Below are 26,183 nucleotides of genomic sequence, written 5' to 3'. Positions count from 1 at the left end.
CCAACAAACCGCAAACTCCGTATTGATTTATGACCGTTATAGCTGCTCCAATTATACTCCAAGAGATTTATTATCTCAACAAAAAATACACTTTTGCTCCCCGGCATGGTGCTTTTGCCCTTTTCAAAAGTGTAACCTATTCTCGTTAGTTTACATAATATTATATTAGTAGCGTTTACCAAATGCAAAAGAAGTTGAATGAGGCAGTAACAAAGAGACCTCAGAAAAGCAACTGGCATTTGCTCCTTTTTTTCATTGTGCCCGGATGAAAATCCGGGTGCATTTTGCTATTACTATTTTATTTGAATGAAATATGTTCAGCTCTGACTGTAAGTTCTATAAGTTTCAAATCCTTGCTCTGAAGCAATGTGTGTATCTCGTATTGCTGCTCCCATCTGTAAACTTCTTCATAAAGCCACCAGGCTTCCTCAAGTAAGCCCTCCTGATTAATCAACGTATAATTCTCCAACGTCATTTCCTTTATTCCGGTAAAGCCCCCTGAGTTGTCAAATACTATTGAAAAGGACTTTCCGGTTTGTTTAACTTCTTTGACAGTGCAGTCATGAAAGTGAATACTTTTAAACACTTTTTTTTCAGCTTCCTCAAGAAGCTGCAATGCCTTTTCATAATACTCCCAATACGCTTTACCAGCGGTTTCCACAACTCTTCTATTTTCTTCACAAAACCGGGTTACAGCTTCTATTACCTGCCTGGACGCCTTATCCAGCACAAAAACACGAAGATCGGCTATCTGGCTGAGTATTTGCCCGGGCAACAGCTTTCCGGCATATTCAAGCTGTTGTATAAATCCTTCATAAAATAGCCGGGACTCCTTTTCCCGGCTGAAAGGTTCCCGTGAATTGAACCTCTCCCTTGCCTCTTCAAGCTTTAAACGATACTCTTCCCTAAAGGCTTCAAGCTCTTCTTCCGATAGACTTTCATCCACAATTTCCATTTGTGCCGGAAAAACAGCTTCAAAAGGCACAGAAGCTACCTCCTCCTCTAAAGAAAGCCATTCGTTCAATTTTTGGTCATATGTCTGCTTGAAATATTGCTCTGAAAAATGCTCCGCCTCTGCCGTTTCCTCCAGCAGCATATGTGCCCCTGTCTTCTGGCATAATTCATACCATTCCTTTGTAAAATATCTCACTATTATTCTCCTTAACTTCTGCATAAAGCAAGTCGCTTTCTTCCATGATTGTATACCCTTTCTGGTTAAAATTTTAAGTATTAACCATAAAGGAGATTTTTTATGAGTGCTTTTAAACTATCTATTCTGGAAGAATAATTTAAAAAACCGGAGTATTCATTATAAAAAGGTTATTTACCATTCATAGCCTTTGCCAGTTCCACCAGCTTGTTTATGGTCTTCCAATTCCGCACGGTAGCCGCCGCATCCAACTTCTGGAGATTATTGGCCAGCTTTGATTTGCGGATGCTATGACGTAATAAAAGAAAAACCTCACCGCCGACTATGTGATACCGATCATTTTCACTGCTATAGGCCTCCAGGCATTCCGGTCTTTCTTGCGGCGGAATTTGAGACAGCAGTGCAACATACAGACTTTCTACTTCTGACGCCAATTCCGCTTCAGCTATTTCTTCCTGAGAAAAAGGACAATTCAGGATAATTTGTTCCAGTTGGGCTGCTGTCCTCAAAATAACAGTGCTGGAAAAGCCAAAGCGTCCTTCAAATTCCTGTTGGATTTTTTTTTGTAAGGACTCCTGGACTTCATCTGATTTGAACAGCACATTACCGCTTTGAATATAGGTTTGTACTTTCAGAAGCCCAATAGCTTCAAACAGCTCTTTTAACTCCGCCATCCTGACGATGTTCTTTCCTCCTACGTTAATGCCCCGCAATAATGCTGTATAAGCAGTCATAATTCAATCCCTCCCCGGTAAAAATCAGGCTTTTTATGGCGTGAGCAGCCAACCGCCTGTTACACAATAGCTTTTATTCCTTCAATAAAAGTACGCACATCCTCAAAGCCTGTGGAATCCATTCTGAACTTCAGTTTCCCATGACAGACGATTTTTTGCTTATCCTGCAATTTGTACCTGGTTTTTGCCAGACAATCCCTGTAGCACCCCACACAATCATCCAGGCTGTGGAACATACGCCCGGCAAGATCAGGTGCCCTTTGCGTTAGCCTGTCCAGGGTCTCCTCCATCAAATCAGCTTTCCGGTGCCAGGTCTCCGGCTTGCCGTTGGTTATAAGATACCATTGCAGAGAGTGGTCAAAAATATCATTGCTCAGGTATATGGCATAGGAAAATCCATAATCCGGAGCTACATAGGTTATCTTATTGCCGTTCTTCTCCAATTGCCTTTTAAATTTGAAGGGTTTCAGGCTTTTTAAATATTCATCCATTTTGACAATTTCACTTTGAATATCCAACGGCAAAAGAGAAATACACTTCTCAAAAGCCGGCTTCTCCCCCACTGCTATGGCAAGGTTTTTCATTATGGGGGCAGGCAGGTCACCCTCCTGACGGGAAATCGGGGTTTTGTCGCCATACTCGGTTATGGTAACCGATTTTATACATAGATTTACCAGCTTGTCGCATGCAAGCTTCAGTTCAAAGCCCTCTTTGTTCATTTCAGAAAAGGCCTTGGCTTTCATATATCTTTCCTTGTTGGAGTAATATCTTTCCTCACCGTTTATCAGAACCTGCATCTGATTAAAGTCATAAATCAGGGAAATATCCGTGAATTCATTCATGTCCATATGGTTATGAAAAGACATTGTCTTTCTTGCCGGGGCGGCAATATCGTCCATACGCCTGTTATCAGAGCATAAGGTTCCGAAATTCACATGTCCCTTTCCCAGCAATATGTATAAACCGGGGGCATCAATTTTTGCCGTCAGGTCAATTCTCAACGGCAGCTTGAATCTGCCTGGCAGAAAAATATGGGAATTTATTGACAGGTGCTCGGCATCAAAGCGCTGAGTAGGTATTGCACGTTGGGTCCTAACATAAAGAAGCTTTTCCTTATGTTCACATTCAACTTGTCCGTTTGCCACGAAGGTTTTAAGGTCAATATTATGTACAGTCACTGTAATCACTCCCGTATAGAATATATTACGCATATCCGCGTATAGCTGCGTATAGAATATCATGTATAGCTGCTTATAGGATATCCTGTATAAAGCATGTTATGAATATAATACCAAAAATCACAGGAATCATACATAAATACTTTTACCCTTGCGGGGAGCCTTAAGACTCATTTTTTCCTGTCAGTCCGATATCTGGCATTAAAGCTTTCAAGGCAATCATACATAACCTGAGGATTGCCGGATATATTCACTGCCAACAATTCCTCCAGGTAACCCGTAGCTGCCTCCTCATCCAATAGCGAAAAAAAATCATAGGCGTAAACAGCCTTCTCCAGCTTTAATAAATTGCTGAAGCGTGCTATTTCAAAAGCAAGGCAGTGCTCGCTTATATTGTACCTGTCCCCTAAAATGCAGTCCTCCCAGAAGCCGAAATCCTGTGAAGCCTTTTTACCCGTCAGACTGTTTCTAAGCTCATCCTCCGAATGGCTGCCCAATAAATTAAAATATTCATCAATCAGGCTGAATAGGGTATTAGTGGCATTTTCCACTTCTGCTTCGGTATATGTCCTTTTCAGCCAGTATATTTCCAGCCCGATTTCATTTTTCAGAAATTCCACCTGGGAATAATGGGTTTCAATAATAGCCGCCATATGCTCATGGGATATGGTTCCCAGCCACACCTGGCCTTCAGCATTGAGAAAGGTCAGGTCTTCAGGCCAAAAAGGCTCCCTCCATTCATAAAGCCCATTCAGTTCCGGCAAAACAATCGCCTGCGTCGCCCCACTGCATTGATAGAAATAGTGCAGCAAGTCGGGACTATAGCATTGTATTTGCGGGTAATCCGGCGCAGCCACCTTTTTTATCAAATATGGTTCCAGTCTCTTGAATATTTCAGGCTCAGGGTAATATGCCAGTATTTCCTTGCGCACAGACAGTACAAAACTGCTGCATAATTCAAAGGCATACTGAAGCAGCCTTTGATATTCCAGATTTCTCGGTTCTTTTAATATATTTACAGGCAAAGCTTATCCCTCCTATTTTTCGCTGGTCAAGCCAGGAGCAGCACTTATAAATTTTTCCCATTCACCTAATGTAGCAACCTTTTTATCGCCCAACCGGGTTCTGTAGAAATCAATATATCCCTGCAAAATGCCAAAATCGTCTGACGCTAAATGCTCCATCCTGCTAAAGCCTTGCGGTAACCCAGTGTCACAGGATAAAAATTTAAGCTGCCGCGTTTTTAAATCATATTCCCAGTTATCACGTACCGCAGGGCGGAATTTACTTTGAAGACCATACAAACCGGAGTCTTTTGCATTTGACTTATAGGTATATTCAAAACTTATTGAGTAGGATAGGTATATGCTGGAATCGCCATCATAATCAACCGAAGCAGAAAAATAAGCATTTGCCTCAGGTACAACCATCTCCGGAAAGAATAAAGCACTGCCTTCTACAGGATATTCCCCCGCAACAGAACCATCCGGGTTATACCAGATTTCATCGAAAAGCTGCAGGCCGCTGCCATGGTTTGCCTCGTGTCTTATAACCAGCCAATATTTCGCCTGGTCACTGGATTTTTCAACCCTGTACTCCGGTTTTTCCCTCTCTTTCTGGTATGCGAAACCGTCAACCATCCATTTATCATCGCTATTTGAAAACATTATGTATATGTACAAGTGTCCCTTAATTATCTGCAATACGGCAACCTTTTTGTTTTCAATGCTAAAGCCATTGATTTTAATGTCTGAGCAAAGTGAATCAATATAATCTTCTTTTGGTACTTTTTCCAGCAGCCTGTCATAAATACCATAGGATTTTAAAATGTCATCCAGCAGCTTGCTGTTGAAGACCATATCTTCATTTCTTTCAAGATTCTCAAATTGAGTAAAGGGGGATAACACCTCTTTTTGCTTCATGGGTTGTATGAATTGTGAGGCTGATGAATTATTGGAAGGAACAGTGTTGCAAGAAGTCAAAATCAAGGTAATAACAATTAATAATAATAATTCTCTGATTTTCATTTGTCCTCCTGACCCGGTATATTACTCCCACTGCATAACTAAACTGGTGCACGCAAAATAATTTCATATTTCCCTGTAAAATGCACTATTCTTTTATTTTACAACTTATATGGAGATTTAGAAGTTACAGCTTTGTAATATAAGCTGCTGCAAGAAACTAAAGGCAATATTGATACTTCCACCAGACCTGGTAAAGGTGGTTTTTACTTATAAAAGCAGCTATCTGCCGCATAAAGTAAATGCTCCTTCAGAGGATTGCCCTCGGGTATATTTGGATGCTGGAATTCCGTTACTTTTGCCAGGCCGATTTTCTTCATTACATTTTCAGACGGGATATTTATTTTTGAGGTAAGGCTGTATATCTTTTCTAAACCCAGTGCTTCAAAGCCATATTTCAGACAGGCCCTTGCTCCTTCTGTGGCAAAGCCCTTACCCCAGGCTTCAGTTCCAAGTCTCCAGCCTATTTCAATACAAGGTGTAAAGGGAGCAGCAAAGGTTGCCCGGTGGAAGCCTATAAAACCTATAAAGCGCTGGTCAAGCTTTGTTTCAACTGCGTAAAGGCCATAACCGTATTTTTGGAACTCCTCCCTGATTATGTTATAAAACCCGTCTGTTTCTTCCGGGGAAAGTGTTTTTGGAAAATACTTCATTACCCTGGTATCTTTATTCATCTCCCTGAATTCAGGCAGGTCCTCTTCCCTCCAATCGCGGAAAATAAGCCTTGGTGTTTCAAAATAAACCATGAATGCCTCCTAAATATACTGAATGGTCCACATGTATATAGTGTTTGCCACTGTGGAATTCAGCCCGCAAGTGTCTTTTTTAAAATAGTCTGCAAAACATTATAGGGTATGGCCTGATGTGCATAAAGCTGCAGCATGCCCCTGGGTGTAAGCTTGAAATTATCCAGTTCTTTTTTATGCTCCATAATGGCACTTGCTTCAATGTTTATGTGGTCTTTAAACGGGATGATGCGGATAAAGTTTTTCCCGACATAAAAGCTGGGTAATTTAGCCCATAATTCCTTATCAATTTCAGTAGAAACGCTCTGAAATATAAGCTTTCTCAGCTCAGTGAAAAGGTTTTGTATGTCTGCACCATATGTATTGATATATTCCTGCAAATCCTGGTTCATTTGTTCCTCCGAAAAAGTATTTCTGTTGCAATTAACTATCAATTAGTTTGTCTGGTTTTTCAATATTTTCTTTAAATTTAATTGCTGTCAAAGGACAAAATTTTTTCTCTTCCAGAAGCTCTGAAATCCAGTATAAAGCGTTTGAGAGGAAAAACCTTTCCACGCAGCCTGAGCCCCGATATCAGATTTTGTAAATTGATTGTTTTCTTCCATAAAATCCTTCCACTCTCTATACTTTTAAAAACGAGCTTTTTATAAAGCAGATACATTCTGTTATCAAAAGCAAATGAGAGTTTGTAAAATATATTTTTAAAAATCTCACCTTCCCACAACCCCACCTCCCTTTATATTCCACCATTATTTGATTATTCCTTCCAAGAACATGAATATATTGAAAAAATATGACAATTACTTTCTTCATAAAATCAATTTTTCATATAACCACATCTCATGCGATTTTTTCATTTGTAAAAACAACTTCCAAGGCATATAATACATATCAAACTTATATTCTATATGTATTATTAAGGGTGTTTCTATGTAAAGAGTTATTTTGCATTCGGATTTAAACAACTTTTATGCAAGCGTTGAATGCCTGCACCAGCCTGAACTGAGAAACAAGCCTGTGGTTGTGGGCGGCAGTATAGAGCATCGGCACTGTATTATTCTGGCAAAAAACAATATAGCAAAACTACTTTGGCCTTAAAGTAAAAATACAGGATTTATTACAAGGTGTTGTTGAATTTGTTTGCTACCTGTCCCTATTCATAATTTTTAATGACAGTATTAATAAGAAGTTTGTTAATACTACACTTATAAGTGCTCCCTTCATACTATAAAACCGGGTAAGGTAATATTGTATCCCCAGGGCAAGCGGCAATACTGCTAATGTGGAAAGACCTGTAAACATTGCCCTTTTACTTCCTTCAATATTATAAACATATACATAAATTTGATATATGGTATATAAGGCAATCCCTAACGAAGAAAGTAATATGTAAATAAGGTTTAATTTATAATTCTGTCCGAACAGGAAAATAAAAATCATTGTTAAAAGACCGGAGCCAACCATAACTACAGCTATAATAACCGGAATGTATCTCTTGATATTTTTTCCCAGTCTTAGGTAGTTTGCCTTTGCTAAAAATGGTAAAAAAACAACCAGAAATACTTCATAGAATAAAACTGAAAATATATTTTTGACGAAGCCCTGATATGCATTGTATAGACCCACAGTTGAAGGACTGCAAAAATAATTTACAAAAAATAAATCACTTGAAAGGGTAACTCCCCCAAGAAACATGCTTAATATATTGCTAAAACTATAAGTGTAAACTTTTTTAACGCCTGCCCAGCTTACTTTACACATTTTAGTAACTCCTGTTTTTGTCAGGGCAAGTAATGTAAAAACCAAGTGAGAAATTATCAAACTGTAAACGTAGATTTCAAGGCTTTTTATATTAAGTACAAAAAAGCAAATTATTATCAGCATCAGATTAATAACAGATGAAAAAAGCTTAAAATAGCATATGGAATTGAACTTTTTTTGTCCCCTCAGATATGACTCACTGATTGTACTCAAGCTTAAAAAAACTGTAAGCAGTATAGCCATTTTCCATTCATTAACAGGGATATTCAATTGCTTTAGAATCAGTCTGTTGATAAAAAGCAATACTATTGAAAATATGGGAATAGAGATGAGGCTGCCCAAAGCAGATATGCTTATCAGTTCATTTCTTTCCTTATTGTCACTTTCGGGCAGAAACTTATACATTGCACTGTGAACCGCTAAAATCATCGGCACAAATAATAAATACGCAATATTGCTGATTACTCCTGTACGTCCGAATTGTGATGGAGTAAGGGTTCTTGCAGTCAATACTATTATAATGGTTGTAATTAAATAAACTATAACTTTAAAGAAAAAAACCCTATTAATACTGGTTAAGAAATCTCTATAATCAGAGTTGTTTATAAGATTCCTTAATTTAGTATTTTCTAAGGTTTTTTCCCTAAAAAGAATATATACTTTTGAAATTTTACTGTTCATCATTAACTCCTCAGGCTGGGACCTCAATGTATGTCTTTGCTTTCAGGCTTTCCTTTTAAAAACGATGTCCGTATAAAATATCGCTGAAAAATTCTTAAATATAATGGAACTGTCAATAGAAATATTACTGATTTAGCCAGTATATCACCTTTAACCTTTTTTGAAAAATATTTTAAATTCCTTAATGCTTCCTCCATCATGTCTGAAACAGATATTTCATGCGTGAGATGGTAGCTTACTGTGGCTTTACTTTTTACAAATTTAATTTTCTGCTTATATAAACGGTAGCCCAGTTCTAAATCCTCATAGCCCCATCCTTTAAAGCTTTCATCAAAAAGGCCGGCATTAAGAAAGCTTTCACGTTCCAGCGATACATTTCCAGTATAAAAAACAATCCATATAATAGGATTATACCGAAAAAAAAGTAATTTTCTCGACAGTTTATCATGAGAATCAAATGCAATAGTCGCATTTGATTCCATGTTATCCAGAAATCCAGAAAACTCCTCCTGTGAAATCATCATTTTTTTAATCTTATATTCAGTCAGATGAACATCTTTCCTGTTTCCTAACAGTATACAGGGTTCCTTATGTCCTTCAATATGCATTTTTACAAAATCCCTGCAAGGAACCCTGTCATCATCAATAAATATAATTATTTCTCCCTTGGCCTTTTTGGCGCCAAGATTTCTTGAAGCTGAACGTCCTACATTTTTTTCCGATACTATTTCTATAATAGGATAAGAAAATTTAATCTTACTATATGTATTTAAGGTTTCATCATTGCATCCGTCAAATACCACGATTACTTCAACAGTATTGTCCACTTGGCTTTCAAGGGCTTTTAACACTACATAAAGTCTGGAAATCCTGTCTTTTGTATTGATAACAATACTTGCTTTTATGTAAGACATAGAACACCTCTTATTTTTAAATTCCGTGATTCAAACTATTATTATTTGTAAACTTATTTGATATTTTTTCTATCCACTTATCAAGTGGCAATAATAATACTGCTATTATGAAAGGAATATGGCATAGCGCGAAAATTATCCCTTCAGTATAAGTCGGTATTCTTCCAAAGAAAATGATAATATGATGAGAATATTGCAATACATCAGGCAGCTCAGACGAATTAATAACATACCACATTAAATCAAGAAATCCGGAAAATATTATTAATACACCAGTAACCGATATTTTAATAACATGACCTGGTTTTCCTCCACCCATCCTGTATGCAAAAGCGGTTGTAAAATTTATCATTGGATATAACAGCAAATATAAAAGTGTGTAAAATTCTCCTCCTACTTCATCGTATTTTACAGGAACTATACCACTAAAACCAAAATAGCTTATTCTAGGAATTATGTATCCTAAGAACACAAAAAACGGGAGTATTACTAATAGAAATCCATACTTTTGCTTGTTAGGGAAAAAAGCTATACTTAAAATAATAAAACCATAAATTGCTAATTTAAACACCAGCCACCATATTTTTTCAATAGCACCTTGATGAGGCAGACAAAACCAGGTAATTAAAAAACCTCCAACACCAATTGTCAGACATATTAACCAAAAATACTTTTTTAAAACTTCCATTTAACTCATCCTCCTAAACAGTTTAATAATTATAACGCGTAAATTTAAATACATTATACTTTTGTATTTACATTTTTATTTTAACCTGCCTCCCTTTAAATTGAGAAACCATACATCTAAGAGAAAGCAAAGGTAAAACTTTTTAAATAAATTTAATTGTTATTGCTATAAACACCAATAAAATAAAATTAACAATAAATGGGACATCATTAACCAGTACTATTTCAGGATTTTCTCCCACATTTGATTTCAAAGATAAATATTGATATCTTAACATTCCATAAATAACTGAAGGTATTGTCAGCATCATCCATATGTTTTTTGAGACTTGAAAGGTATAAAATGAATAAAATATTATAGCACAGGATGCAACTACTGGTAAAATTTGATTGATTAATTCTTCGGAATACTCGTTCAATATTTTTCTATGCTCCTTTGCATCGCTATTTAACGTGTGTATTTCCTGCTTGCGTTTATTTAAGCCCAAAAACATAGTAAGAAAAAATGTGCACAGCAAAATCCACAGAGATATTTCTTCCTGTATCACTACGTATCCGGATATTACTCTCAAAAGAAATCCGGTAGATATTACCATAATGTCTACAATTACTATTTTCTTAAGCTTTATGGTATATAAAATATTAAGAATAAAATAAATGAATATAACTACTGCAAGATTATAATTAAACAAAAATGAGAGTATTAATGATATGGAACACAATATTATCAGCAGCACAAGAGCTTGCACCTTGGATACTGCTCCGGAAGCAAGGGGCCGAAATTTTTTTATAGGATGGATTTTATCAGCATTAATATCTATCAAATCATTTAAAATATAAACTGAACTTGATATAAAACAGAATAAAACAAATCCAATACAGGAATTGACTATATGAGACAGCTCAATTATATCTCCTGAGGATAATAAAGCTAAAAAAACAAAAATATTTTTAATCCATTGTTTAGGCCTGGAAAGTCTTATCATAGCAATAATATTAGTTTTTTTAGTTGTTTTTCTTTCAGATATAAGGAGCCCCTGATAATCAAATTTATTATACAATAACGTTACCTTCCTTTCCTGATTTACTGAACAAAAACACACATCAAAATGAGCCCTCATTTTTGCAGGGTCTAAATTCTTATTAAGCCATAACTACAAATTCCACATTTCTTTATATTTTACCATATTATACTATATTCTACCATTATTTGATAATTCCTTCTAAAAATATGGAATATATTGAAAAAATATGACAATTATTTTTTATAATAATTTTTCATATAACCACATTCCAGGCAATTTTTTCATTTGTAAAAATAACTTCCAGAGCATATAATATATATCGAACACATGTTCTGTATATATTATTAAGGGTGCTTCCACCCGCCTGTTCGGCACTGTCCGGGATATTGCCGGGAATAGAAAGGAGCCCTTCTTATGCGCAAGGTTTATGTAGATGTTATGTCCTCCTTTACAAAGGATGGTGCCCTGCTCCCTCTTTACTTCGTGTGGGAGGACGGCACGAAATATGATATAGACAAGGTATTTGACTTCAGGAAAGCTGCCAGTCAAAAGGTAGGCGGTCAGGGGATCCGCTATAGGTGCAGGGTGATGAATAAGGAGGTATATCTTTTTCTGGAGGGCAATAAATGGTTTATGGAAGGAAAATAAAAGGTTTTTGTGAAATATAGTGTCCTGGCTATAGGAAAATAATTGGAGTGATTTGATATGGTCCCATTTGGATATGAAAGAAAGCAGTCAGAAAAAGAATTGGCAGCAAAAGCCCAGGAACCCAAATACAGAAGGGCATATCTTGATGTTACGGCTTTTCGGAGAAGCAGTACGGGAGAATTGATTCCTCAATCCTTCCAGTGGGAAGGCCGCACCTATAAAATAACTAAGGTGCTGGACAGCAGGAACGGTCAGAGCTTCAAGGAAAAGATAACCGCCTGGAGATTTTACTGCACCTGCCGGGGCAAAAAATTCCAGCTTTTTTTCGAGGATGGGGGCTTTGGAAATCAGAGATTCTATATTGAGGTAAAAGAAGCTCCTAGCTACGAATAATATATCTTGTATCATTATTACATACTCTTTATGTAACCGTACGGCAAATCCTGCCATATTATGTATTAAAAAGATTACGTATAAGGAGTAGATTAATAATGTCGGATCAATATGATGGCTATGACGAATTCGATGAATTCGAAGAGTATGAAGACTATGACTATGACTATACCAGACCTGATGGAATGCCAAGCCCTATGATGCCTCAGCAGGGGCAGCAGCCCTGGCAGCAAGGCCAGCCACCCTGGCAACCGGGCCAACAACCTGGACAGCAGGGTCAGCCACCCTGGCAACCGGGTCAACAACCCTGGCAGCCGGGTCAGCCCGGTCTTATGCCATATGCTCCGGGGCCTCACAATTTTGGACAATTTGCCCCCACCATGCGTCCTCCGGGATATATTCCCCGCAGGCCGAACTTCTTCCCAGGCCCTATCAGACAGTGCCGGAACAGGTTCGCATTTATCTGGCTGAACAATGGCAGAAGCTTCTGGGCATGGATAGCAAGTGTTACTCAGCGTGTAATATACGGTTACAGATGGAACGGACGTATGTGGGTTTATATGGAATTAAATATAAACAGCATTAATACCTTTATATGCATAAGATAAGCTAGGGTTTGCATTTTATGCCTGTACAGCCTGCGTAAATGGGGACTTGTTTTTAAAAGTACCCATTTACGAGGTTTGTACCCGGGAAGGTTTGTACCTGGATAAGTAAAAATGCTATAATCATATATGTCTGGTATTACAAGTATGCAAAGGCAAAAGATAAATTTTTAATCCCCGGAAACAGGAGGAAAATATGTGCGGACGTTATGTCGTATTTACAGAGGAAGAAAATGAAGAAATGCTGGAAATACTCAAGGGTATTAATCAGCGTTACAAAAATGAGGCTTCCCTGATGAAGACCGGAGAAATATTTCCTACCGATACCGCACCGGTTATCACCGGTAGTTCCAGCCGTTCCGACAGTTCTTACAATTCTGACAGCTCCGGCATTGCAAAAGACCTGCAGCTTTTTAAGTGGGGCTTCCCACACTATATGAAGGCCGGTTCCCTTATTATAAATGCAAGATGTGAAACACTGCAGGAAAAACCCACCTTCAGGAAACTTCTTGCCGCAGGCAGATGCCTCATACCTGCAAGCGGCTTTTATGAATGGAAAGCTGCCGCCGGCACTACCCGTCAAAAGGACAAGTATCTTATCCGTTCAGCAAGCTCCGGGCTTATTTATTTTGCGGGCTTGTACGGCAGCTTTGCGGACAAGTCCGACATGCCCTCCACCCGTTTTGTAATAATAACCACCGATGCCAATGGACAAATGTCTGAAATACACCACAGGATGCCGGTTATACTGGAAAAAGACCAGGCACTGGCCTGGATCGGTCACACCCGGTCAGGCAGTTCCCTGGACGGGCTGCTCAAACCCTATGAAAAAGAGCTGACCTTCCAAAAGGTGGTATAGCTTTACAACCGGAGAGCTGCAATGCTAAATGTTACAATGCTACAATGCTATGCTACAATGCAACATTCTCCACCCCCGGCATTTTTTGCAGCCTGTGATTTACTATTATGGAAAGGGGCCCGTGCCCTCCGCAGATCATACAGGGTTTTTGCACTGCTTCCCCTGCTTCTTCCGCCAGGCTGAGTATCTGCCTTCTCATTTCAGTGGCCTTTGCGGAATCAGAATTGACGCTGTTCATCAGGTAGGGCGCCAGAGAGTTAAATTCTGCGCGTTCTGGACTGAAGCCGCTTATGTTGACAAGGAGGTCACCTGTAAAAGCCACCCCGAATTTTCTGTTTACAAATACCATTTCACCGTAAACATGCCCTCCGCTGCCTTCAAGCACTTCAAAATCCAAATCTGCAACTGAAAAATCTCCTATGTGCAAAAGCTCACGGTGCTCCTCTGGTATATCCCCCCGGTCCAGGATTGTGAAGTTCTCCGTATCAGGCGGAATATAGCCGGAAATTATGCGGCTCAGCTTGCTGTATCCCAGTCCCACCTCGTTGTGCTCCCTGTAATCGGGAATCCCCAAATATTGACGTTTTAAATTCTCGGCACTTTTCCTGTTAACACAAATTTCGGTATTTCCCAGCTTTGCCAGAAGTCCGCAGTGATCCACATCGGCATGTGATATATATACCCTTTTGAGTTTTGCCTGCCAGTCGCCAAACAGCTTGCTGAAAATTTCAAATATTTCTCCCTGATATATGGTATAGCCGGTGTCAACCAGCACCAGCTCATTTTCAGCTTCCAGCACATAGGTATTGCTTCCGCAGGGAGGCTGGATATTGTACAAGGTCACCTGGGGGCTGATTTTCACCTTTTCGATGTCGGCTTTGAAATTGCCGTCCCTGTGGAGGCTTATAAAATTGGCAAACCTTCTTATATATTCAAATACCTTTTTGGGATTCTCCCCTTTTTCCTGGTGCACCTGCCATATGCGGTTGGATTCTGCAATAAACTCCATGGTGGTCTCAGTGCTTAAATGCATGAGCTTTTGCATTTCATTTGCCAGGCGTATATAGAAAATCGTGTTATCCAGGCTGTTTTCAGCGTCATCATAGTCAACTATGTCTATCTGATAGCTCTCGCTGATCTCCTCCAGCAATAGTTTGATTATGCCGGGATTCTCAATGAGCAGGCCCATTTTAAAGTCCTGAAACTCTGTATTGTTTGAGCTTGAGTTGATATACGAAATATTTATTCCGTATCTGTCCAGTATTCTCAGTATTGGCAGCACGGAAGAGGGCTTATCCGGTATTTTTATGTTTACCACAACAACTCGGGTCTCAGAAATCTTTTCATTAAGATAACCCACACTGCCCAATTCCCCGGCAATCAGGGCCAGCTTGTCTTCCTGCGCCTCCACATCTATAAAAAGCGTATGAAGGTCAACAGCCTTGTTATAGCTCACTCGGACAATATTTCCATTATGCCTTGCAATAATTTTTGTAGCAAGCATAAATGCCCCTGTTTTATCAGGCATATTTGTTACGTAGGTTCTTCTTGGCATTTTCCTTCTCCATATACGCTGTAATTTAATATTATTATACCTCAATCCTGAGCCGTTAAAACAAGGTCAATTGCCTGTCCTCATACCCCTGCCGGTATGCAGCTATTATCTGTTTCATACCATACAGCAGGCCCAGCCTTTTGCATTCCTCTTTAAAGATCACCTTCAGCTCCTCCAGCCGTGGGGAATCACAGACATAGGAATCTCCGAACTGCCTGATATATTTTTGTTTCACGCCGGGAAATTGTTCATCCAGTTTGTCATAATACCAATCCCTCTGATTTTGTCTCAGGGTGACGCCAAAGGAAGTATATACGAACCTGGCGCCGCTTTCATGTGCACGCCTGAGAACGCCCTTGATATTTTCCTCTGTGTCCTCAATAAAAGGCAAAACCGGCATCATAAGTATTCCTGCAAAAATTCCGCTGTCCGTAAGACTTTTCACGGCGGCAAACCGTCTTGAGGAAGGGACGGCATTCCGTTCAACTTTTTTTGCCAATTGGTCGTCACAGCTTGTAACCGTCACCTTTACAATTACAGGTGAATGAGTTTGAAGCTTTTGCAGGATATCCATATCCCTGACAACCAGGTCACTCTTTGTTGCAATAGAGCTCCCGAAGCCAAACCGGTTTATAAGCTCAAGAGAGCCTCTGGTAAGCTCCAACTGCCCTTCAAAAGAATTATAGGGATCACTCATGGCACCTGTTCCCACTACGCCTTTTCTTCTCTTGGATTTTAACTCCCTGGAGATGATGCCCAGCGCATTTTCCTTTACCCTCACCCGGTCAAAATCCTCCACATGATAGCAGTCACTCCGGCTGTCACAGTATATACAGCCATGATTGCAGCCCTTGTATATATTCATGTTGTAATTTATGCCAAACCAGTTATTATTATGGGCATAACCGGATATTATAGTTTTTGCCGGCATATATTCCATTTCAGCTTCACCTTTCATATTGTCCCATTGTTTCCTTCAGCCGTTCAATGATTTTGTTCCTTATGTATTCAGGTTCAATAACCCTGGCAGCACTTCCAAAGGACAAAATGTAGCCGTATACCCAGTCACTTTCGGGAAAAAAGGCTGTAACTTCAAAGCTTCCGTCCCGGTTTTTGATAATATATTTCTCGTCAAATTCATCATAAACCCGGTATGCTACCGATTTGTCCAGGTGCAGCTTAAAATATGCAATTTTACGGGACTCTTCTCCGGCAGTGGAAAGCTCCAGTTCCTGCACCGTCCTTTTTTCAAAGGTAGTTTCCGTAAGCCTTACTTCCTTCATCCTGGTCAATCTGAATATACGCAAGGCCTTCCTTGTCAGACAGAAGCCTTTCAGATACCAGGTCTTGTCCTTGAACCAGAGCTGCACCGGCTCTATCTCCCTGTTGCTGCTTTCTCCGTATGAACCGGAATAGTCGAAAGCCAGAACCCTTCTATTTATGATTGCAGTCTTAATCATATTAAACTTTTGCCTGTTTGTCTCTCCCCAATGGGAAAAGTCCACGTCCACCCAGTTGTAATCAGCCTTGTTGAACAAAAGTCCCAGCTTGGCTATTACATTGTCAACCTCTGGGTAGTGGACGGCATTAAGTCCCTGCAAGGCCGCAAGTATTTCCTTTTGCTCCGAATCGGACAATATGGATTTGTTGAGTACATAATTGTCCAGAAGTCTTATACCCCCGCCCTTTCCCTTGCTCATATAAACCGGTATCCCGGCCTGGGATAATACATCGATGTCCCGGTATATGGTCCTCACCGACACTTCAAAATGTTCAGCAAGCTCTCCGGCAGTTATGGACTTTCTATCCAGCAGAAGGTAAACTGTTTCAAACAACCTGTTTATATGCATAATGCACCTCTCTGTCAATATTATAGCATTTAAACCTGACACAGGCATGTCATATTATATAAAATAAAATATGCAATACTATTTAAAAGCTTCAAACACAAAACAGGACACCCTGCAAAATAGCTTTGCCCGGGTGCCCTGAATCATCTTAAATATTTTATATATATCGGCTTAAATATTTTACAAAGGCTACGGTTATTTACCGCTTACAGTTTCATATGGCCAGTCTTCAAGCCCCCCAAGGTCATATACTTTTGTATATCCCATAAGAGTAAGCACCTCAACTGCGATCGCACTTCTTCTTCCGCTTCTGCAATACACAAATATGACAGCAGCCTTGTCGGTCAGCTTCGCCGGAGCATCGCTGTCAATGCCTTCCACAGGTATCAGAATACTTCCGGGAATGCGTTTTTCGTTGTATTCCTCCTCAGTACGTACATCCAGAAGAATTATACTCTCCCCTTTGTCAAGACGTGCCTTAGCCTCCTGGGGTTTTATCTCCATATTGCCAAGCTCCTTTGTTGACCCGGTTTGTACCGACGCCGTGTTTTTACTTACCGGCAGGAACAAAACTTTCTCCTGTGTACCGCAAGCAGTACTTATGATACCCAAAACCATCAGAATAACAACTAATAGATTTTTCATGCTAACCCAGTTTTTCCAGGAATTCAGAGCTTTTTTCAACGCAGCCCACGCAGGAAAGCTTTTTCAGCCCTTTGATATTGCTGCATTCCAGTGCACCTGCATGTTCCAGAAAGTGCTTTTCCAATTCCTCCAGCTTGCCTGGAGCCTGTTTGTTTAAGATGTATTTTACTGCGTAGTAGGCTCCGCACAGGCCATCTGGAGCTTTTCCTCCCCCATAGCTTTTAAAGGTCTCCACCATGGTTTCATCTATATTGAAATCTTCCTTAAACGCATTTATAACCGCCTGTGCGCAATTCATCCTCTGGCAGCCGCCCTGCCCTGTGTAGTAATTTTTCGCTTTGACAACCGACATTTTAAAATTCCTCCCATATATAAATCCTATTCAAGTATATTTTTGTTAAATCCTTAATATTTTACAATAATAAAACGTATTCTTCAACTGCCGGATGCCTTGCATAAAACTCTGCCATAGAACCTTTGCAATTGAACTTCCGGCAATAAGCATTTATCATTGAACCTTTATCATTAAACCTTTGTCAGGGAATTTTTCGGGCATTTGTAAACGCATTCGTTGCATTTCAGGCAGTCATGGTCTAGAACTTTTCCCGGGCCCTTATAGCTCAATACATCTATTCCCACGGGACATGACTTTGAACACAGCTTGCAGCTTACACATCTTTCCCGCACAAAGGCCACCTTTTTATTTGTTTTTGCCGTGGGACTATTTGCAGCAGCCCTTGTGACCAAGGAGGCCATAGTGCCCATGGGGCAGATAACACACCAGGTCCTGTGGCTGTAAAAAATCCCCAGGATTATTGTTACAAGGGTAGTTATTATTATCATTCGTACAAATACCAGGCCTGTACTTTCCAGACTTCCCCAGGCTAACGTCAGTTGAACGGCGAAGGCGCTCATCAGCAGTACCAGAAAGAGGTATCTGAACCACTTGCTTTTCAGCAGCTTTGGCAACGGCCGTTTGAAACTTATCCTCCGCAATACGGAATCATTGAAGCTCCCTCTGGGACAAAAACTGCCGCACCAGAATCTGTCCTTCCATATGGCTGCCACCGATGGAGCAAGCATGCATATAAGAGCTGCAATCCCTACTGCGGGATAAAACAATCCAACTATGCAAAAAGCAATAAGTACAACCCATAACCATTGATGAATAAACTCCCTGGATGTCTTCATTTCCATCTCCCTTTTCATTAATTACTTCTTATTGATATTATAAAACCTTCAACTATATTTGTCAATCATTATATTCAAATATTACAATATATTGTATGAATTTTTTCCCCGCTTGGTTCCTGATTTAATTATTTAATATGGCCCCTGTGAGAAATTCAATAAATCCGTTGATGAAAGCCTCCTGCCCGTAATCCAAATACACGAAATTAAATTCCCTCAGAATTCTTACCCCCTTAAGAGGCACTGTTTTTAATGTACCTGCTGCCACTTCCTGCCTGACTGCCTCCCTGGATATTACGGTATAACCAAGGTCAGCCTGCACAAGTGATTTTATTGCTCCTATACTGCCAACCTCCATATATATCTTCACCTGCTGGAGTCCTATTCCCAGCTCAAGCAGTTTGTTTTCAAAAACGCTCCTGGTGCCCGACCCATTCTCCCTCAGTATAAGCCTTCCCATGCCCACAATATCCGCCAGCTCTATTTCCTCCATTTTGGCAAGGTGGCTTTTTGGGGATACCGCCAGTACAAGTTCATCCTCTTTGAACTTTTTATATTTGAACCTTGTCTTGTCAAAAGGACCTTCAACAATACCCAGATCAAATTGTCCGAGGTTGAGCCTTTCAAGGATATCTTCAAGATTGTGCACATGCATTATAATATCCACACTTTCAAACCGGCGCTTATGCTCTCCCAGCAGCCAGGGGAGTACAAACTCGCCTATGGTCAGGGTAGCTCCGAGGTTGTACCTTTTCACCACGGCAGATTTATTCATCAGGGTCCTTTGAAAATTCAGATCCTTTGTTTCCAGCTCATTTGCATATTTTAAAAGCAATTCGCCTTCCCCGGTCAGATTGAGCTGTCTTCCCTTTTTCTTTACAAGCTGCACCCCGTAGTAATCCTCAAGCTGTCTGATATGCTGGGAAACCGCCGGTTGGGTCAGATTCAGCAGTTCTGCCGTTCTGGTATAATTCCTGAGCTTTGCCAGATTTATAAAGGTAGTGAGCTTTGCGTCTATCATATATCCTCCAAAAATTCAAATTCAGCCATAAATATTTTTTATACATTTATAATAAATCATAATTTGAAATTATGATAGTCCAGTACTAAAATGTTTATATCAAAACAATATTGAATTGGGTTGACTCAAAAGCCAATGGAATGGAGTATATTATGGGCTGGTTAAGAAAAAATACGGCAGGAATCCTGTTTTCCTTATTAATTGCTATTGCGGCAGTCTGGCTGGGCGGACTGTTTCCCATAGTTGGAGCACCGGTCTTTGGTATAGTTCTGGGAATTCTTATTAATAACCTTGCAGGCAAACCTGCGTGGGTGGAAACCGGTGTAAGATTTGCTGCAAAAAAGCTGCTGCAATATTCCATCATTTTGCTGGGTGCAGGTTTAAGCCTGGCCCAGGTTTGGAAAACCGGCAGAGAATCCTTGTGTGTCATGCTGGTTACCCTTTCCGTTTCAGCTATATCCGCCTGGGTCTTTGGAAAGCTGTTAAAAATACCCGGCAGGCTGACTGCTCTTATTGGGGTTGGCACAGCCATCTGCGGCGGGTCTGCAATTGCGGCGGTTTCACCGGTAATTGAGGCTGACGAAAAGGAAGTTGCCTATTCCATCTCCACAATCTTCTTTTTTAATATTGTTGCAGTATTGATTTTCCCTCCCCTGGGACATTTGCTTGGTTTTTCGGACAAAGCCTTCGGACTGTGGACCGGAACCGCCATAAACGATACCTCCTCCGTGGTTGCGGCAGGTTATGCTTTCAGCAGGACAGCCGGAGAGTATGCCACAATTGTAAAGCTGACCCGGACCACTATGATTATCCCGGTCTCATTGCTCTTTGCCGCCATCACCCTGCTGAGGAAAAGAGGTGCAGCAAAAACCTCAGATAAGGTAAATTACAGTTTTATAAAGATTTTCCCCTGGTTTATTGTGGGGTTCCTTGCTTTATCCTTGTTGAATACTCTATCGATAATCAGTGCTGCAGCGGCCTGCCGTCTTTCGGCGGCAGGCAAATTCCTGATAGTTGTGGCACTATCCGCCGTCGGACTGGGTTCCGATTTCAGGGAGATGCTGAAGACCGGCTTCAAGCCCATATTGCTGGGCTTGCTGGTATGGCTTTGTGTGGCCGCCGCCAGTATAGGAGTACAATATTTCACAGGTCAGATATAAACTTTATGTTTTCATAAAGTCAATTACGGTTGAAACCTTCGCCTTTCAGGCGAATATGTGCTTTCAAGCCTTTTATTTAAAGGCTTCAACGGTTTGGGATTTAAAGAGGCTGTACTTCAGAGGCTTTCAGCCGATAGTAATTGACTTTCCAAATACGTTTATGGCTTAAAATTGCAGCATAATATTTGCTTAACAGCTTTAAAATAATCCTTAATAGCATTTTTTCAGGAGAGGTAATACAATGTATCAATTTCTATGGCTGGTACCACTTGGATTTTTGGTAGGCACCTTCGGAACCCTCATCGGAGCGGGAGGGGGCTTTATTCTTGTGCCGGTCCTGCTGCTGCTCTATCCGGATAAAAGTCCCGAAACCATCACTGCAATATCACTTGCAGTAGTATTTTTCAACTCCCTGTCAGGTTCTTTTGCCTATGCCAAAATGAAAAAAACAGATTATAAGTCGGGTATTATTTTTGCCCTGGCCACGCTGCCAGGCTCAATTCTCGGTTCCCTCACCACCTCTCTGATACCCAGGGATATCTTTGACATGCTCTTTGGCATACTGCTGCTGGCGGGAGCCGTATATCTTTTTATAAATCCCCGGAACAAAAACAGACATAAAAAAGCCTCGGGAAAACAGATTACCAGAAGAGTTACAGATATTGACGGCATTGTATACACCTTTTCCTATAGCCCGTTGGCAGGCATAGTAATAAGCCTTCTGGTAGGTTATCTGTCCAGCCTTCTGGGCATCGGAGGAGGAATTATTCATGTCCCTGTCATGATACAGATGCTCAATTTTCCGGTACATCTGGCCACTGCCACCTCACATTTTGTGCTGGCTGCCATGTCCCTGTCAGGGAGTGTTGTCCACCTGGTAACGGGTGTTCTTTCCAGTGGGTTCATGCAAACTGCCGGCCTTACTATGGGAGCACTTTTCGGAGCACAACTGGGGGCACTGCTTTCAAAAAAACTCAAGGGAGACTGGATTATAAAAAGCCTGGCCCTGGCCTTGGGCCTTGCAGGTATCAGAATATTTATAATGGCGTTTATCTGACATTTATATATTTATTTGTTATAATGGATTCAGGAACTTTTTGGATACGGATTAATATTATACGAATAAAGGAGTTTTTATGAATAATTTTATTGAGATGTCACCCGAAAAATTTAATGAAAGTCCCTTTAAAATAATCGGTCAGGATTGGATGCTTGTGACTGCTGCCAAAGCCGGGGCTGTCAATACCATGACTGCCGCCTGGGGAGGTCTGGGCGTGATGTGGACAAAAAATGTGTCCTTCGTAGTCATCCGTCCTCAGCGCTACACCAAGGAATTTGTAGACGGCTCGGACTGTTTTTCCCTGTCCTTCCTTGACAGCAGTTACAGAAAGCAACTGGGCTACCTGGGAACAGCCTCCGGAAGAGATGAAGACAAGATTGCCAAAGCTGAACTGACCGTAGCTTACGACGACGGCGTACCATATTTTATTGAAGCCGGCAAGGTTATGATATGTAAAAAGCTGTATGCACAGCCCTATAAGCCTGAATTCTTCATAGATACTGCACTTGATTCCAGATTTTATCCTGACAGTGACCATCACACACTGTATATTTCTGAAATTATCAAGCTTATGGTCAAGGAGTAATTTGACCTCTGTTTCAGATTCATACAACCACTCTTTCAGCCCGGCTTTTCAAATGCGTGCATTATGCATGACCTGTAAGCCGGGTTGATTTATTTGTCACCGGATGTCATAAGTCCTGACAAAAGCTTTTCTACCTCGCCCTTTGGCAATGGTCTTGAGAACAAATATCCCTGCATTTTGTCGCACTCATATTTTTTCAGGTACTCCAACTGCTCAGTGTGCTCCACACCCTCTGCAATTACCGACATTCCCATTGACCTTCCCATCTTTATAATATGTCTGGTTATGGTTTTATTCTCCATACCAATTGACACATTGTCTATGAAGCATTTGTCTATCTTCAGGGTTGTGATTGGAAGCTGTTTTAAGTAGCTCAGGGAGGAATAGCCCTTTCCGAAATCATCCAGTGCAATGCCTATGCCCTTTTCCCTCAACTGCTTTAATTTTTCATATACGATATCAAAGGATTCAATCAGCAGTGTTTCAGTTATTTCAAGTTCCAGGGCACGGGGATCAATCTCAAAATATTCAAGAATCTTTAGTATTTTGTTGTTGAAATCAGCCTGGAATATCTGAAGTGGCGAAATATTCACCGACATTGTCATATGTGTCATGCCCTGTTTATGTAAATGACTAAGAAAATCGCAGGCCTGAATCAGTACCCATTCCCCCAGTTGAATTATCAAGTGAGTATCTTCGGCGACTTTTATGAATTTTACGGGAGAAACATAGCCCAGCTCGGGATTATTCCACCGAAGAAGAGCCTCAAGCCCCGTAACCTTGTTTGTACCAAGGTCAAGCTGCGGCTGATAGAACAACTCGAACTCGTTGTTGTCCATTGCGGTGTGCAGGTGTTTTTCAAGAACCATTCTTTCGGTAAAATCCTTGTTCATACTTGCATCATACAATATGTACCTGTTCTTGCCGCTTTCTTTGGCTTTGTACATGGCAATATCCGCAGATTTTATAAGGTCCTCTATGGTGTTGCCATGGTCCGGATATATGGCAATGCCAATACTGAAACTGATATGAAGGCCGATACTGTTGATAAAGAACTTTTCCCGGAAGCTGTACAAAATGTCTGCCGTAAGCTGTTCAGCACCCTCCAGGCCTGTTTCCTCTGCAAAGATTATGAACTCGTCTCCTCCCAGCCTGTAAAGCGTGCTGTTGTCAAACAGGTCCAGAGACAGTCTTTCACTTGCTCCCTTTATGAGAAGATCACCGAATTCATGACCCATGGTATCATTTATATACTTGAAATTGTCCATGTCAATAAACAGGAGAGCGGCTTTTTTGCCGCTGCTGTTCCTTAATATCCTGTTTGCATCCTCAAACAGTGAACGCCTGTTGGGAAGTCCTGTCAACACGTCATGCAGGGCCAGATATGTATACTTTTCTTCACTTACCGACAGGTTATGCTGGATTTCAGAGATCTCTCTCAATTGATCCTTCAGCTCATTGTCTGTGGCAACCAGCTCTTCATATGTCTGCGTAAGTTCCTCGTTACTGATATGCAGCTCCCTTCTGATTCTTCTGATTTTCCTGATATACATCAGCAGAACCATCAGGAAAAAAATCAGTACAAAGAATGCCGAAATAACTCCGCACACCAGCAGCTTGTAAGTCTCAAAAAACGAAAACGGCTTGTTTATGAGCTGTGCATCTTCCGGAAGCTTATTCAATGGAATATTGAACCTTTTTACCTGAAAATAGTCAAACTCCTTCCTGGACGCTTCCGTGTAAGCTACAGGAATGTCGTTTGCCTTCTCACCTTTCAGTATTCTTAATGCCAGTTCGGCGGCATAGTTTCCGTAAAGCCTTCCGCTGAGCATATTGCCGCCGAAAGCACCATTGTTTAAGCCGAAATCATACTGGTGGTACATGGGAACCGTACTGTGCCGGCTTATTTCTCTGGCTGCACGGTTGAAATCAATAATGGAGCCGGTGGCATCACTGTAATATGTGGCAAAAAACAGCATGTCGGTATTTTCAAGCCTGCTTACCATAGTCAGAAGGTTGCCGAATTCCAGATTGTTCAGCGGAGCAACCTCAAGTCCAAGGTCCATCTGGCTGATTTTTTCGGTTATAAGCTTTCCTGTTGACAAGCCGCTTTCCGTGTTATCATACACAAGATACACCTTTTTAATCTGCGGATTTATTTTCAAGGCAATGTCAATGGTTTCAACCGGATTTATTTCTTCCACCACACCCGTAAAATTCATGTACCGGTTCTCAAGCTCCTGCACCTTGTCCTGGTTGACACCTGAAAATACTATAGGAGCGCCGGAAAAAATATAGCGCCTGTTTTCCAATGCGAAATTCAAGGCCGCATCATCGGTGGTTATAATAAGGTCAAGTTTTTTACCGGCATATTTATATTGAAAGTAATCATAAAGTGAGTTCAGATTGTCTTGGGAGGGATAGTTTTTCCAATCCATGTATTCCACATAGATTGCACAATTTTCATTTGACTTGCCCAGGGTATCGATAATACCTGCATTTTGCTCGCTGGTCCATTGGATACCTTCATTATATGAATGGATTATGAGAACATTTTTTTGTTTTTGGCTGTCTATGGCAGACACCGAATATGCCATTGATATAATCACCAAAAATGTAAATACTGCCAGTAAAATCCTTTTAAAATTTTTCTGCATCATCTACCATATACCTCAATTAATAAAATTAATCACTATTAAACTATTAAACAGTAAACAGTATTACATTCCGACAATTAACCTTCTCTCCAGCATTATACCATATTTTTTGCATTTTCAGCAATAATTGTCAGCTAAAAAATCTATTTATTTATATTTACCCAGCCGGCCATTAATAAATCACTAAATATATTCATGTTATTATCAAAATTTAGTGGCTTATTGGTCATTTTTATTTAAATTATAATTAATTTTGTAACCATATAACAATTTTAGAAGAGGAGGATAAGGATGATCAGGATAGCTATAATCAGTGCTATGGAAATTGAGCTTGCTCCATTAATTGAAATTCTTACCGAGGACGGCTCGTGGGTGGCAGACAGCAATGAAAGCTTTGTAAATGCCGGCCTGGGACTGACAGTCTGCTGCGGGGTGCTGGGGGTGGGAAAGGTGAATGCTGCGTACCGGACGGCTGAAATAATACATAATTTCAACCCGGAGCTGATTATAAATGTAGGCTTTGCCGGCGGACTTAAGGACGGAGCCTCCGGTGGTGATATCGTTATAGGAAACGATTACAGGCAAGTTGACTTCCGCGCATTATCCCTGGATAACAAACCGGGTCTGGTTCCTCAGGCAAAGCCTTATATAATTCCGGAAAAACTCATAGAACTCTTAAGGCAAAAGAGCCTGGCTTTAAGCTTTAGCTGCCATGTTGGACGTATCGCCACAGGTGATTTCTTTTTGAACGACACCGGTACAAAAAACCGGATAATTGCCGACTTTTCACCGGTAGCCTTCGATATGGAATCTGCTGCTATTGCCCATGTTTGCGCCGACAAGGGCATACCCTTTGTCTCTGTACGGACTTTATCCGATCTTGCCGACGACCATGCCCATAAGGCTGTCAAAGAATTGACCGGGAGAATAGAGCAGCGGCCCATTCAAATAGTGCTCAGTGTACTTGGAGAAGTGGATGGCTACTCAAAGTGGAAAACCTCATGAAAACTTTTCAAAAAGATACTCCCGTATAGCTTGCGTAAATGGAAGGTA

28 protein-coding genes and 1 pseudogene are annotated in these 26,183 nt (G+C 40.5%); 9 read left to right on the top strand and 20 right to left on the bottom strand.

Annotated elements, in window-relative coordinates; genetic code table 11:
- Positions 1-298: 298 nt before the first annotated feature.
- The 8 genes from CLHUN_RS14320 to CLHUN_RS22740 form a co-directional block, all read right to left on the bottom strand.
- Positions 299-1,150 (bottom strand): DUF4085 family protein, encoded by an 852-nt coding sequence (locus CLHUN_RS14320; protein ID WP_165755763.1) that lies wholly within the window; start codon positions 1,148-1,150, stop codon positions 299-301.
- Positions 1,151-1,320: 170 nt separating this feature from the next.
- A complete protein-coding gene (locus tag CLHUN_RS14315; protein ID WP_080065313.1) occupies positions 1,321-1,884 on the bottom strand; it encodes a DUF1697 domain-containing protein in 564 nt (187 codons plus the stop codon).
- A 59-nt stretch (positions 1,885-1,943) separates the two neighbouring features.
- On the bottom strand, positions 1,944-3,062 hold the full coding sequence (locus CLHUN_RS14310) for a hypothetical protein (RefSeq protein ID WP_117387064.1): 1,119 nt from the start codon (positions 3,060-3,062) through the stop codon (positions 1,944-1,946).
- Between the two features lie 170 nt (positions 3,063-3,232).
- Complete coding sequence (locus CLHUN_RS14305; protein WP_080065312.1) at positions 3,233-4,087, bottom strand: hypothetical protein; 855 nt, start codon at positions 4,085-4,087, stop codon at positions 3,233-3,235.
- 12 nt (positions 4,088-4,099) lie between these two features.
- A complete protein-coding gene (locus CLHUN_RS14300; protein WP_080065311.1) occupies positions 4,100-5,089 on the bottom strand; it encodes a hypothetical protein in 990 nt (329 codons plus the stop codon).
- 203 nt (positions 5,090-5,292) lie between these two features.
- Positions 5,293-5,832, bottom strand: a complete 540-nt coding sequence (locus tag CLHUN_RS14295; protein WP_080065310.1) for a GNAT family N-acetyltransferase — start codon at positions 5,830-5,832, stop codon at positions 5,293-5,295.
- 59 nt (positions 5,833-5,891) lie between these two features.
- Positions 5,892-6,224, bottom strand: coding sequence for a DUF1801 domain-containing protein (locus CLHUN_RS14290; protein WP_080065309.1), 333 nt, complete (start codon positions 6,222-6,224; stop codon positions 5,892-5,894).
- 87 nt (positions 6,225-6,311) lie between these two features.
- The gene (locus CLHUN_RS22740; RefSeq protein WP_278247546.1) at positions 6,312-6,437 is read right to left on the bottom strand and encodes a hypothetical protein; all 126 of its coding nucleotides are present in this window, start codon (positions 6,435-6,437) and stop codon (positions 6,312-6,314) included.
- Positions 6,438-6,774: 337 nt separating this feature from the next.
- Between CLHUN_RS22740 and CLHUN_RS14280 the strand changes: the two are divergent.
- Positions 6,775-6,915, top strand: a pseudogene (locus tag CLHUN_RS14280) (Y-family DNA polymerase); the annotation flags it as partial.
- 60 nt (positions 6,916-6,975) lie between these two features.
- Here the strand turns inward: CLHUN_RS14280 and CLHUN_RS14275 are convergent.
- From CLHUN_RS14275 to CLHUN_RS14260, 4 genes are all read right to left on the bottom strand, one after another.
- Complete coding sequence (locus CLHUN_RS14275) at positions 6,976-8,277, bottom strand: lipopolysaccharide biosynthesis protein (protein ID WP_080065307.1); 1,302 nt, start codon at positions 8,275-8,277, stop codon at positions 6,976-6,978.
- A gap of 20 nt (positions 8,278-8,297) precedes the next feature.
- Positions 8,298-9,188 carry a glycosyltransferase gene (locus CLHUN_RS14270; RefSeq protein ID WP_080065306.1) on the bottom strand — a complete coding sequence of 297 codons (891 nt, stop codon included), beginning with the start codon at positions 9,186-9,188 and terminating at the stop codon, positions 8,298-8,300.
- A 16-nt stretch (positions 9,189-9,204) separates the two neighbouring features.
- Positions 9,205-9,876 (bottom strand): hypothetical protein, encoded by a 672-nt coding sequence (locus tag CLHUN_RS14265; RefSeq protein WP_080065305.1) that lies wholly within the window; start codon positions 9,874-9,876, stop codon positions 9,205-9,207.
- A gap of 142 nt (positions 9,877-10,018) precedes the next feature.
- Positions 10,019-10,936 carry a decaprenyl-phosphate phosphoribosyltransferase gene (locus CLHUN_RS14260; protein WP_165755762.1) on the bottom strand — a complete coding sequence of 306 codons (918 nt, stop codon included), beginning with the start codon at positions 10,934-10,936 and terminating at the stop codon, positions 10,019-10,021.
- A gap of 378 nt (positions 10,937-11,314) precedes the next feature.
- On the opposite strand from CLHUN_RS14260, the gene CLHUN_RS14255 reads away from it, so the two are divergent.
- The 4 genes from CLHUN_RS14255 (at position 11,315) to CLHUN_RS14240 (ending at position 13,405) form a co-directional block, all read left to right on the top strand.
- Positions 11,315-11,548: a hypothetical protein gene (locus tag CLHUN_RS14255; RefSeq protein WP_080065303.1), complete on the top strand. Its 234-nt coding sequence runs from the start codon at positions 11,315-11,317 to the stop codon at positions 11,546-11,548.
- Positions 11,549-11,605: 57 nt separating this feature from the next.
- A complete protein-coding gene (locus tag CLHUN_RS14250) occupies positions 11,606-11,941 on the top strand; it encodes a hypothetical protein (protein WP_080065302.1) in 336 nt (111 codons plus the stop codon).
- A 98-nt stretch (positions 11,942-12,039) separates the two neighbouring features.
- The gene (locus CLHUN_RS14245) at positions 12,040-12,549 is read left to right on the top strand and encodes a hypothetical protein (protein WP_080065301.1); all 510 of its coding nucleotides are present in this window, start codon (positions 12,040-12,042) and stop codon (positions 12,547-12,549) included.
- A gap of 193 nt (positions 12,550-12,742) precedes the next feature.
- The gene (locus tag CLHUN_RS14240; protein WP_080065300.1) at positions 12,743-13,405 is read left to right on the top strand and encodes an SOS response-associated peptidase; all 663 of its coding nucleotides are present in this window, start codon (positions 12,743-12,745) and stop codon (positions 13,403-13,405) included.
- A 52-nt stretch (positions 13,406-13,457) separates the two neighbouring features.
- Here the strand turns inward: CLHUN_RS14240 and CLHUN_RS14235 are convergent, their stop codons facing one another.
- From CLHUN_RS14235 to CLHUN_RS14205, 7 genes are all read right to left on the bottom strand, one after another.
- A complete protein-coding gene (locus CLHUN_RS14235) occupies positions 13,458-14,960 on the bottom strand; it encodes an MBL fold metallo-hydrolase (RefSeq protein ID WP_080065299.1) in 1,503 nt (500 codons plus the stop codon).
- A gap of 55 nt (positions 14,961-15,015) precedes the next feature.
- The gene (locus CLHUN_RS14230) at positions 15,016-15,900 is read right to left on the bottom strand and encodes an SPL family radical SAM protein (RefSeq protein ID WP_080065331.1); all 885 of its coding nucleotides are present in this window, start codon (positions 15,898-15,900) and stop codon (positions 15,016-15,018) included.
- A 7-nt stretch (positions 15,901-15,907) separates the two neighbouring features.
- Positions 15,908-16,810, bottom strand: coding sequence for a helix-turn-helix transcriptional regulator (locus CLHUN_RS14225; protein ID WP_080065298.1), 903 nt, complete (start codon positions 16,808-16,810; stop codon positions 15,908-15,910).
- A 195-nt stretch (positions 16,811-17,005) separates the two neighbouring features.
- Positions 17,006-17,455, bottom strand: a complete 450-nt coding sequence (locus CLHUN_RS14220) for a rhodanese-like domain-containing protein (protein ID WP_242656522.1) — start codon at positions 17,453-17,455, stop codon at positions 17,006-17,008.
- Between the two features lies 1 nt (position 17,456).
- A complete protein-coding gene (locus tag CLHUN_RS14215) occupies positions 17,457-17,807 on the bottom strand; it encodes a C-GCAxxG-C-C family (seleno)protein (protein WP_080065297.1) in 351 nt (116 codons plus the stop codon).
- Between the two features lie 173 nt (positions 17,808-17,980).
- The gene (locus CLHUN_RS14210) at positions 17,981-18,646 is read right to left on the bottom strand and encodes a 4Fe-4S binding protein (protein ID WP_080065329.1); all 666 of its coding nucleotides are present in this window, start codon (positions 18,644-18,646) and stop codon (positions 17,981-17,983) included.
- A gap of 124 nt (positions 18,647-18,770) precedes the next feature.
- Positions 18,771-19,667, bottom strand: a complete 897-nt coding sequence (locus CLHUN_RS14205; protein WP_080065296.1) for a LysR family transcriptional regulator — start codon at positions 19,665-19,667, stop codon at positions 18,771-18,773.
- A 152-nt stretch (positions 19,668-19,819) separates the two neighbouring features.
- Between CLHUN_RS14205 and CLHUN_RS14200 the strand changes: the two genes are divergently transcribed.
- The 3 genes from CLHUN_RS14200 to CLHUN_RS14190 all read left to right on the top strand — a co-directional run bounded on the left by CLHUN_RS14200 (position 19,820) and on the right by CLHUN_RS14190 (position 22,473).
- Entirely contained in the window at positions 19,820-20,827 is a 1,008-nt protein-coding gene (locus tag CLHUN_RS14200) for a YeiH family protein (protein WP_080065295.1), read from the top strand.
- A 241-nt stretch (positions 20,828-21,068) separates the two neighbouring features.
- Positions 21,069-21,884: a sulfite exporter TauE/SafE family protein gene (locus CLHUN_RS14195; protein ID WP_080065294.1), complete on the top strand. Its 816-nt coding sequence runs from the start codon at positions 21,069-21,071 to the stop codon at positions 21,882-21,884.
- 79 nt (positions 21,885-21,963) lie between these two features.
- Entirely contained in the window at positions 21,964-22,473 is a 510-nt protein-coding gene (locus tag CLHUN_RS14190; protein WP_080065293.1) for a flavin reductase, read from the top strand.
- Between the two features lie 89 nt (positions 22,474-22,562).
- Here CLHUN_RS14190 and CLHUN_RS14185 read toward each other — a convergent pair whose 3' ends face one another.
- Positions 22,563-25,070, bottom strand: a complete 2,508-nt coding sequence (locus CLHUN_RS14185; RefSeq protein WP_242656521.1) for an ABC transporter substrate binding protein — start codon at positions 25,068-25,070, stop codon at positions 22,563-22,565.
- A gap of 351 nt (positions 25,071-25,421) precedes the next feature.
- On the opposite strand from CLHUN_RS14185, the gene mtnN reads away from it, so the two are divergent.
- On the top strand, positions 25,422-26,135 hold the full coding sequence (gene mtnN / locus CLHUN_RS14180) for a 5'-methylthioadenosine/S-adenosylhomocysteine nucleosidase (protein WP_080065291.1): 714 nt from the start codon (positions 25,422-25,424) through the stop codon (positions 26,133-26,135).
- The last annotated feature ends 48 nt before the right edge of the window (positions 26,136-26,183 follow it).

Source organism: Ruminiclostridium hungatei (assembly GCF_002051585.1).
GTDB lineage: Bacteria > Bacillota > Clostridia > Acetivibrionales > DSM-1351 > Ruminiclostridium > Ruminiclostridium hungatei.
The sequence above is the reverse complement of the archived record's forward strand: the minus strand, read 5'-3'. Positions and strand labels throughout refer to the sequence as shown.

What these genes read in the sequence shown, in the direction of transcription:
- CLHUN_RS14315 (WP_080065313.1), bottom strand. Translation starts at nt 1,884, where the DNA reads ATGACTGCTTATACAGCATTATTGCGGGGCATTAACGTAGGAGGAAAG.
- CLHUN_RS14300 (WP_080065311.1), bottom strand. Translation starts at nt 5,089, where the DNA reads ATGAAAATCAGAGAATTATTATTATTAATTGTTATTACCTTGATTTTG.
- CLHUN_RS14295 (WP_080065310.1), bottom strand. Translation starts at nt 5,832, where the DNA reads ATGGTTTATTTTGAAACACCAAGGCTTATTTTCCGCGATTGGAGGGAA.
- CLHUN_RS14290 (WP_080065309.1), bottom strand. Translation starts at nt 6,224, where the DNA reads ATGAACCAGGATTTGCAGGAATATATCAATACATATGGTGCAGACATA.
- CLHUN_RS22740 (WP_278247546.1), bottom strand. Translation starts at nt 6,437, where the DNA reads ATGGAAGAAAACAATCAATTTACAAAATCTGATATCGGGGCTCAGGCT.
- CLHUN_RS14275 (WP_080065307.1), bottom strand. Translation starts at nt 8,277, where the DNA reads ATGATGAACAGTAAAATTTCAAAAGTATATATTCTTTTTAGGGAAAAA.
- CLHUN_RS14270 (WP_080065306.1), bottom strand. Translation starts at nt 9,188, where the DNA reads ATGTCTTACATAAAAGCAAGTATTGTTATCAATACAAAAGACAGGATT.
- CLHUN_RS14265 (WP_080065305.1), bottom strand. Translation starts at nt 9,876, where the DNA reads ATGGAAGTTTTAAAAAAGTATTTTTGGTTAATATGTCTGACAATTGGT.
- CLHUN_RS14255 (WP_080065303.1), top strand. Translation starts at nt 11,315, where the DNA reads ATGCGCAAGGTTTATGTAGATGTTATGTCCTCCTTTACAAAGGATGGT.
- CLHUN_RS14250 (WP_080065302.1), top strand. Translation starts at nt 11,606, where the DNA reads ATGGTCCCATTTGGATATGAAAGAAAGCAGTCAGAAAAAGAATTGGCA.
- CLHUN_RS14245 (WP_080065301.1), top strand. Translation starts at nt 12,040, where the DNA reads ATGTCGGATCAATATGATGGCTATGACGAATTCGATGAATTCGAAGAG.
- CLHUN_RS14240 (WP_080065300.1), top strand. Translation starts at nt 12,743, where the DNA reads ATGTGCGGACGTTATGTCGTATTTACAGAGGAAGAAAATGAAGAAATG.
- CLHUN_RS14235 (WP_080065299.1), bottom strand. Translation starts at nt 14,960, where the DNA reads ATGCCAAGAAGAACCTACGTAACAAATATGCCTGATAAAACAGGGGCA.
- CLHUN_RS14230 (WP_080065331.1), bottom strand. Translation starts at nt 15,900, where the DNA reads ATGGAATATATGCCGGCAAAAACTATAATATCCGGTTATGCCCATAAT.
- CLHUN_RS14225 (WP_080065298.1), bottom strand. Translation starts at nt 16,810, where the DNA reads ATGCATATAAACAGGTTGTTTGAAACAGTTTACCTTCTGCTGGATAGA.
- CLHUN_RS14220 (WP_242656522.1), bottom strand. Translation starts at nt 17,455, where the DNA reads ATGAAAAATCTATTAGTTGTTATTCTGATGGTTTTGGGTATCATAAGT.
- CLHUN_RS14215 (WP_080065297.1), bottom strand. Translation starts at nt 17,807, where the DNA reads ATGTCGGTTGTCAAAGCGAAAAATTACTACACAGGGCAGGGCGGCTGC.
- CLHUN_RS14210 (WP_080065329.1), bottom strand. Translation starts at nt 18,646, where the DNA reads ATGAAGACATCCAGGGAGTTTATTCATCAATGGTTATGGGTTGTACTT.
- CLHUN_RS14205 (WP_080065296.1), bottom strand. Translation starts at nt 19,667, where the DNA reads ATGATAGACGCAAAGCTCACTACCTTTATAAATCTGGCAAAGCTCAGG.
- CLHUN_RS14200 (WP_080065295.1), top strand. Translation starts at nt 19,820, where the DNA reads ATGGGCTGGTTAAGAAAAAATACGGCAGGAATCCTGTTTTCCTTATTA.
- CLHUN_RS14195 (WP_080065294.1), top strand. Translation starts at nt 21,069, where the DNA reads ATGTATCAATTTCTATGGCTGGTACCACTTGGATTTTTGGTAGGCACC.
- CLHUN_RS14190 (WP_080065293.1), top strand. Translation starts at nt 21,964, where the DNA reads ATGAATAATTTTATTGAGATGTCACCCGAAAAATTTAATGAAAGTCCC.
- CLHUN_RS14185 (WP_242656521.1), bottom strand. Translation starts at nt 25,070, where the DNA reads ATGGCATATTCGGTGTCTGCCATAGACAGCCAAAAACAAAAAAATGTT.
- mtnN (WP_080065291.1), top strand. Translation starts at nt 25,422, where the DNA reads ATGATCAGGATAGCTATAATCAGTGCTATGGAAATTGAGCTTGCTCCA.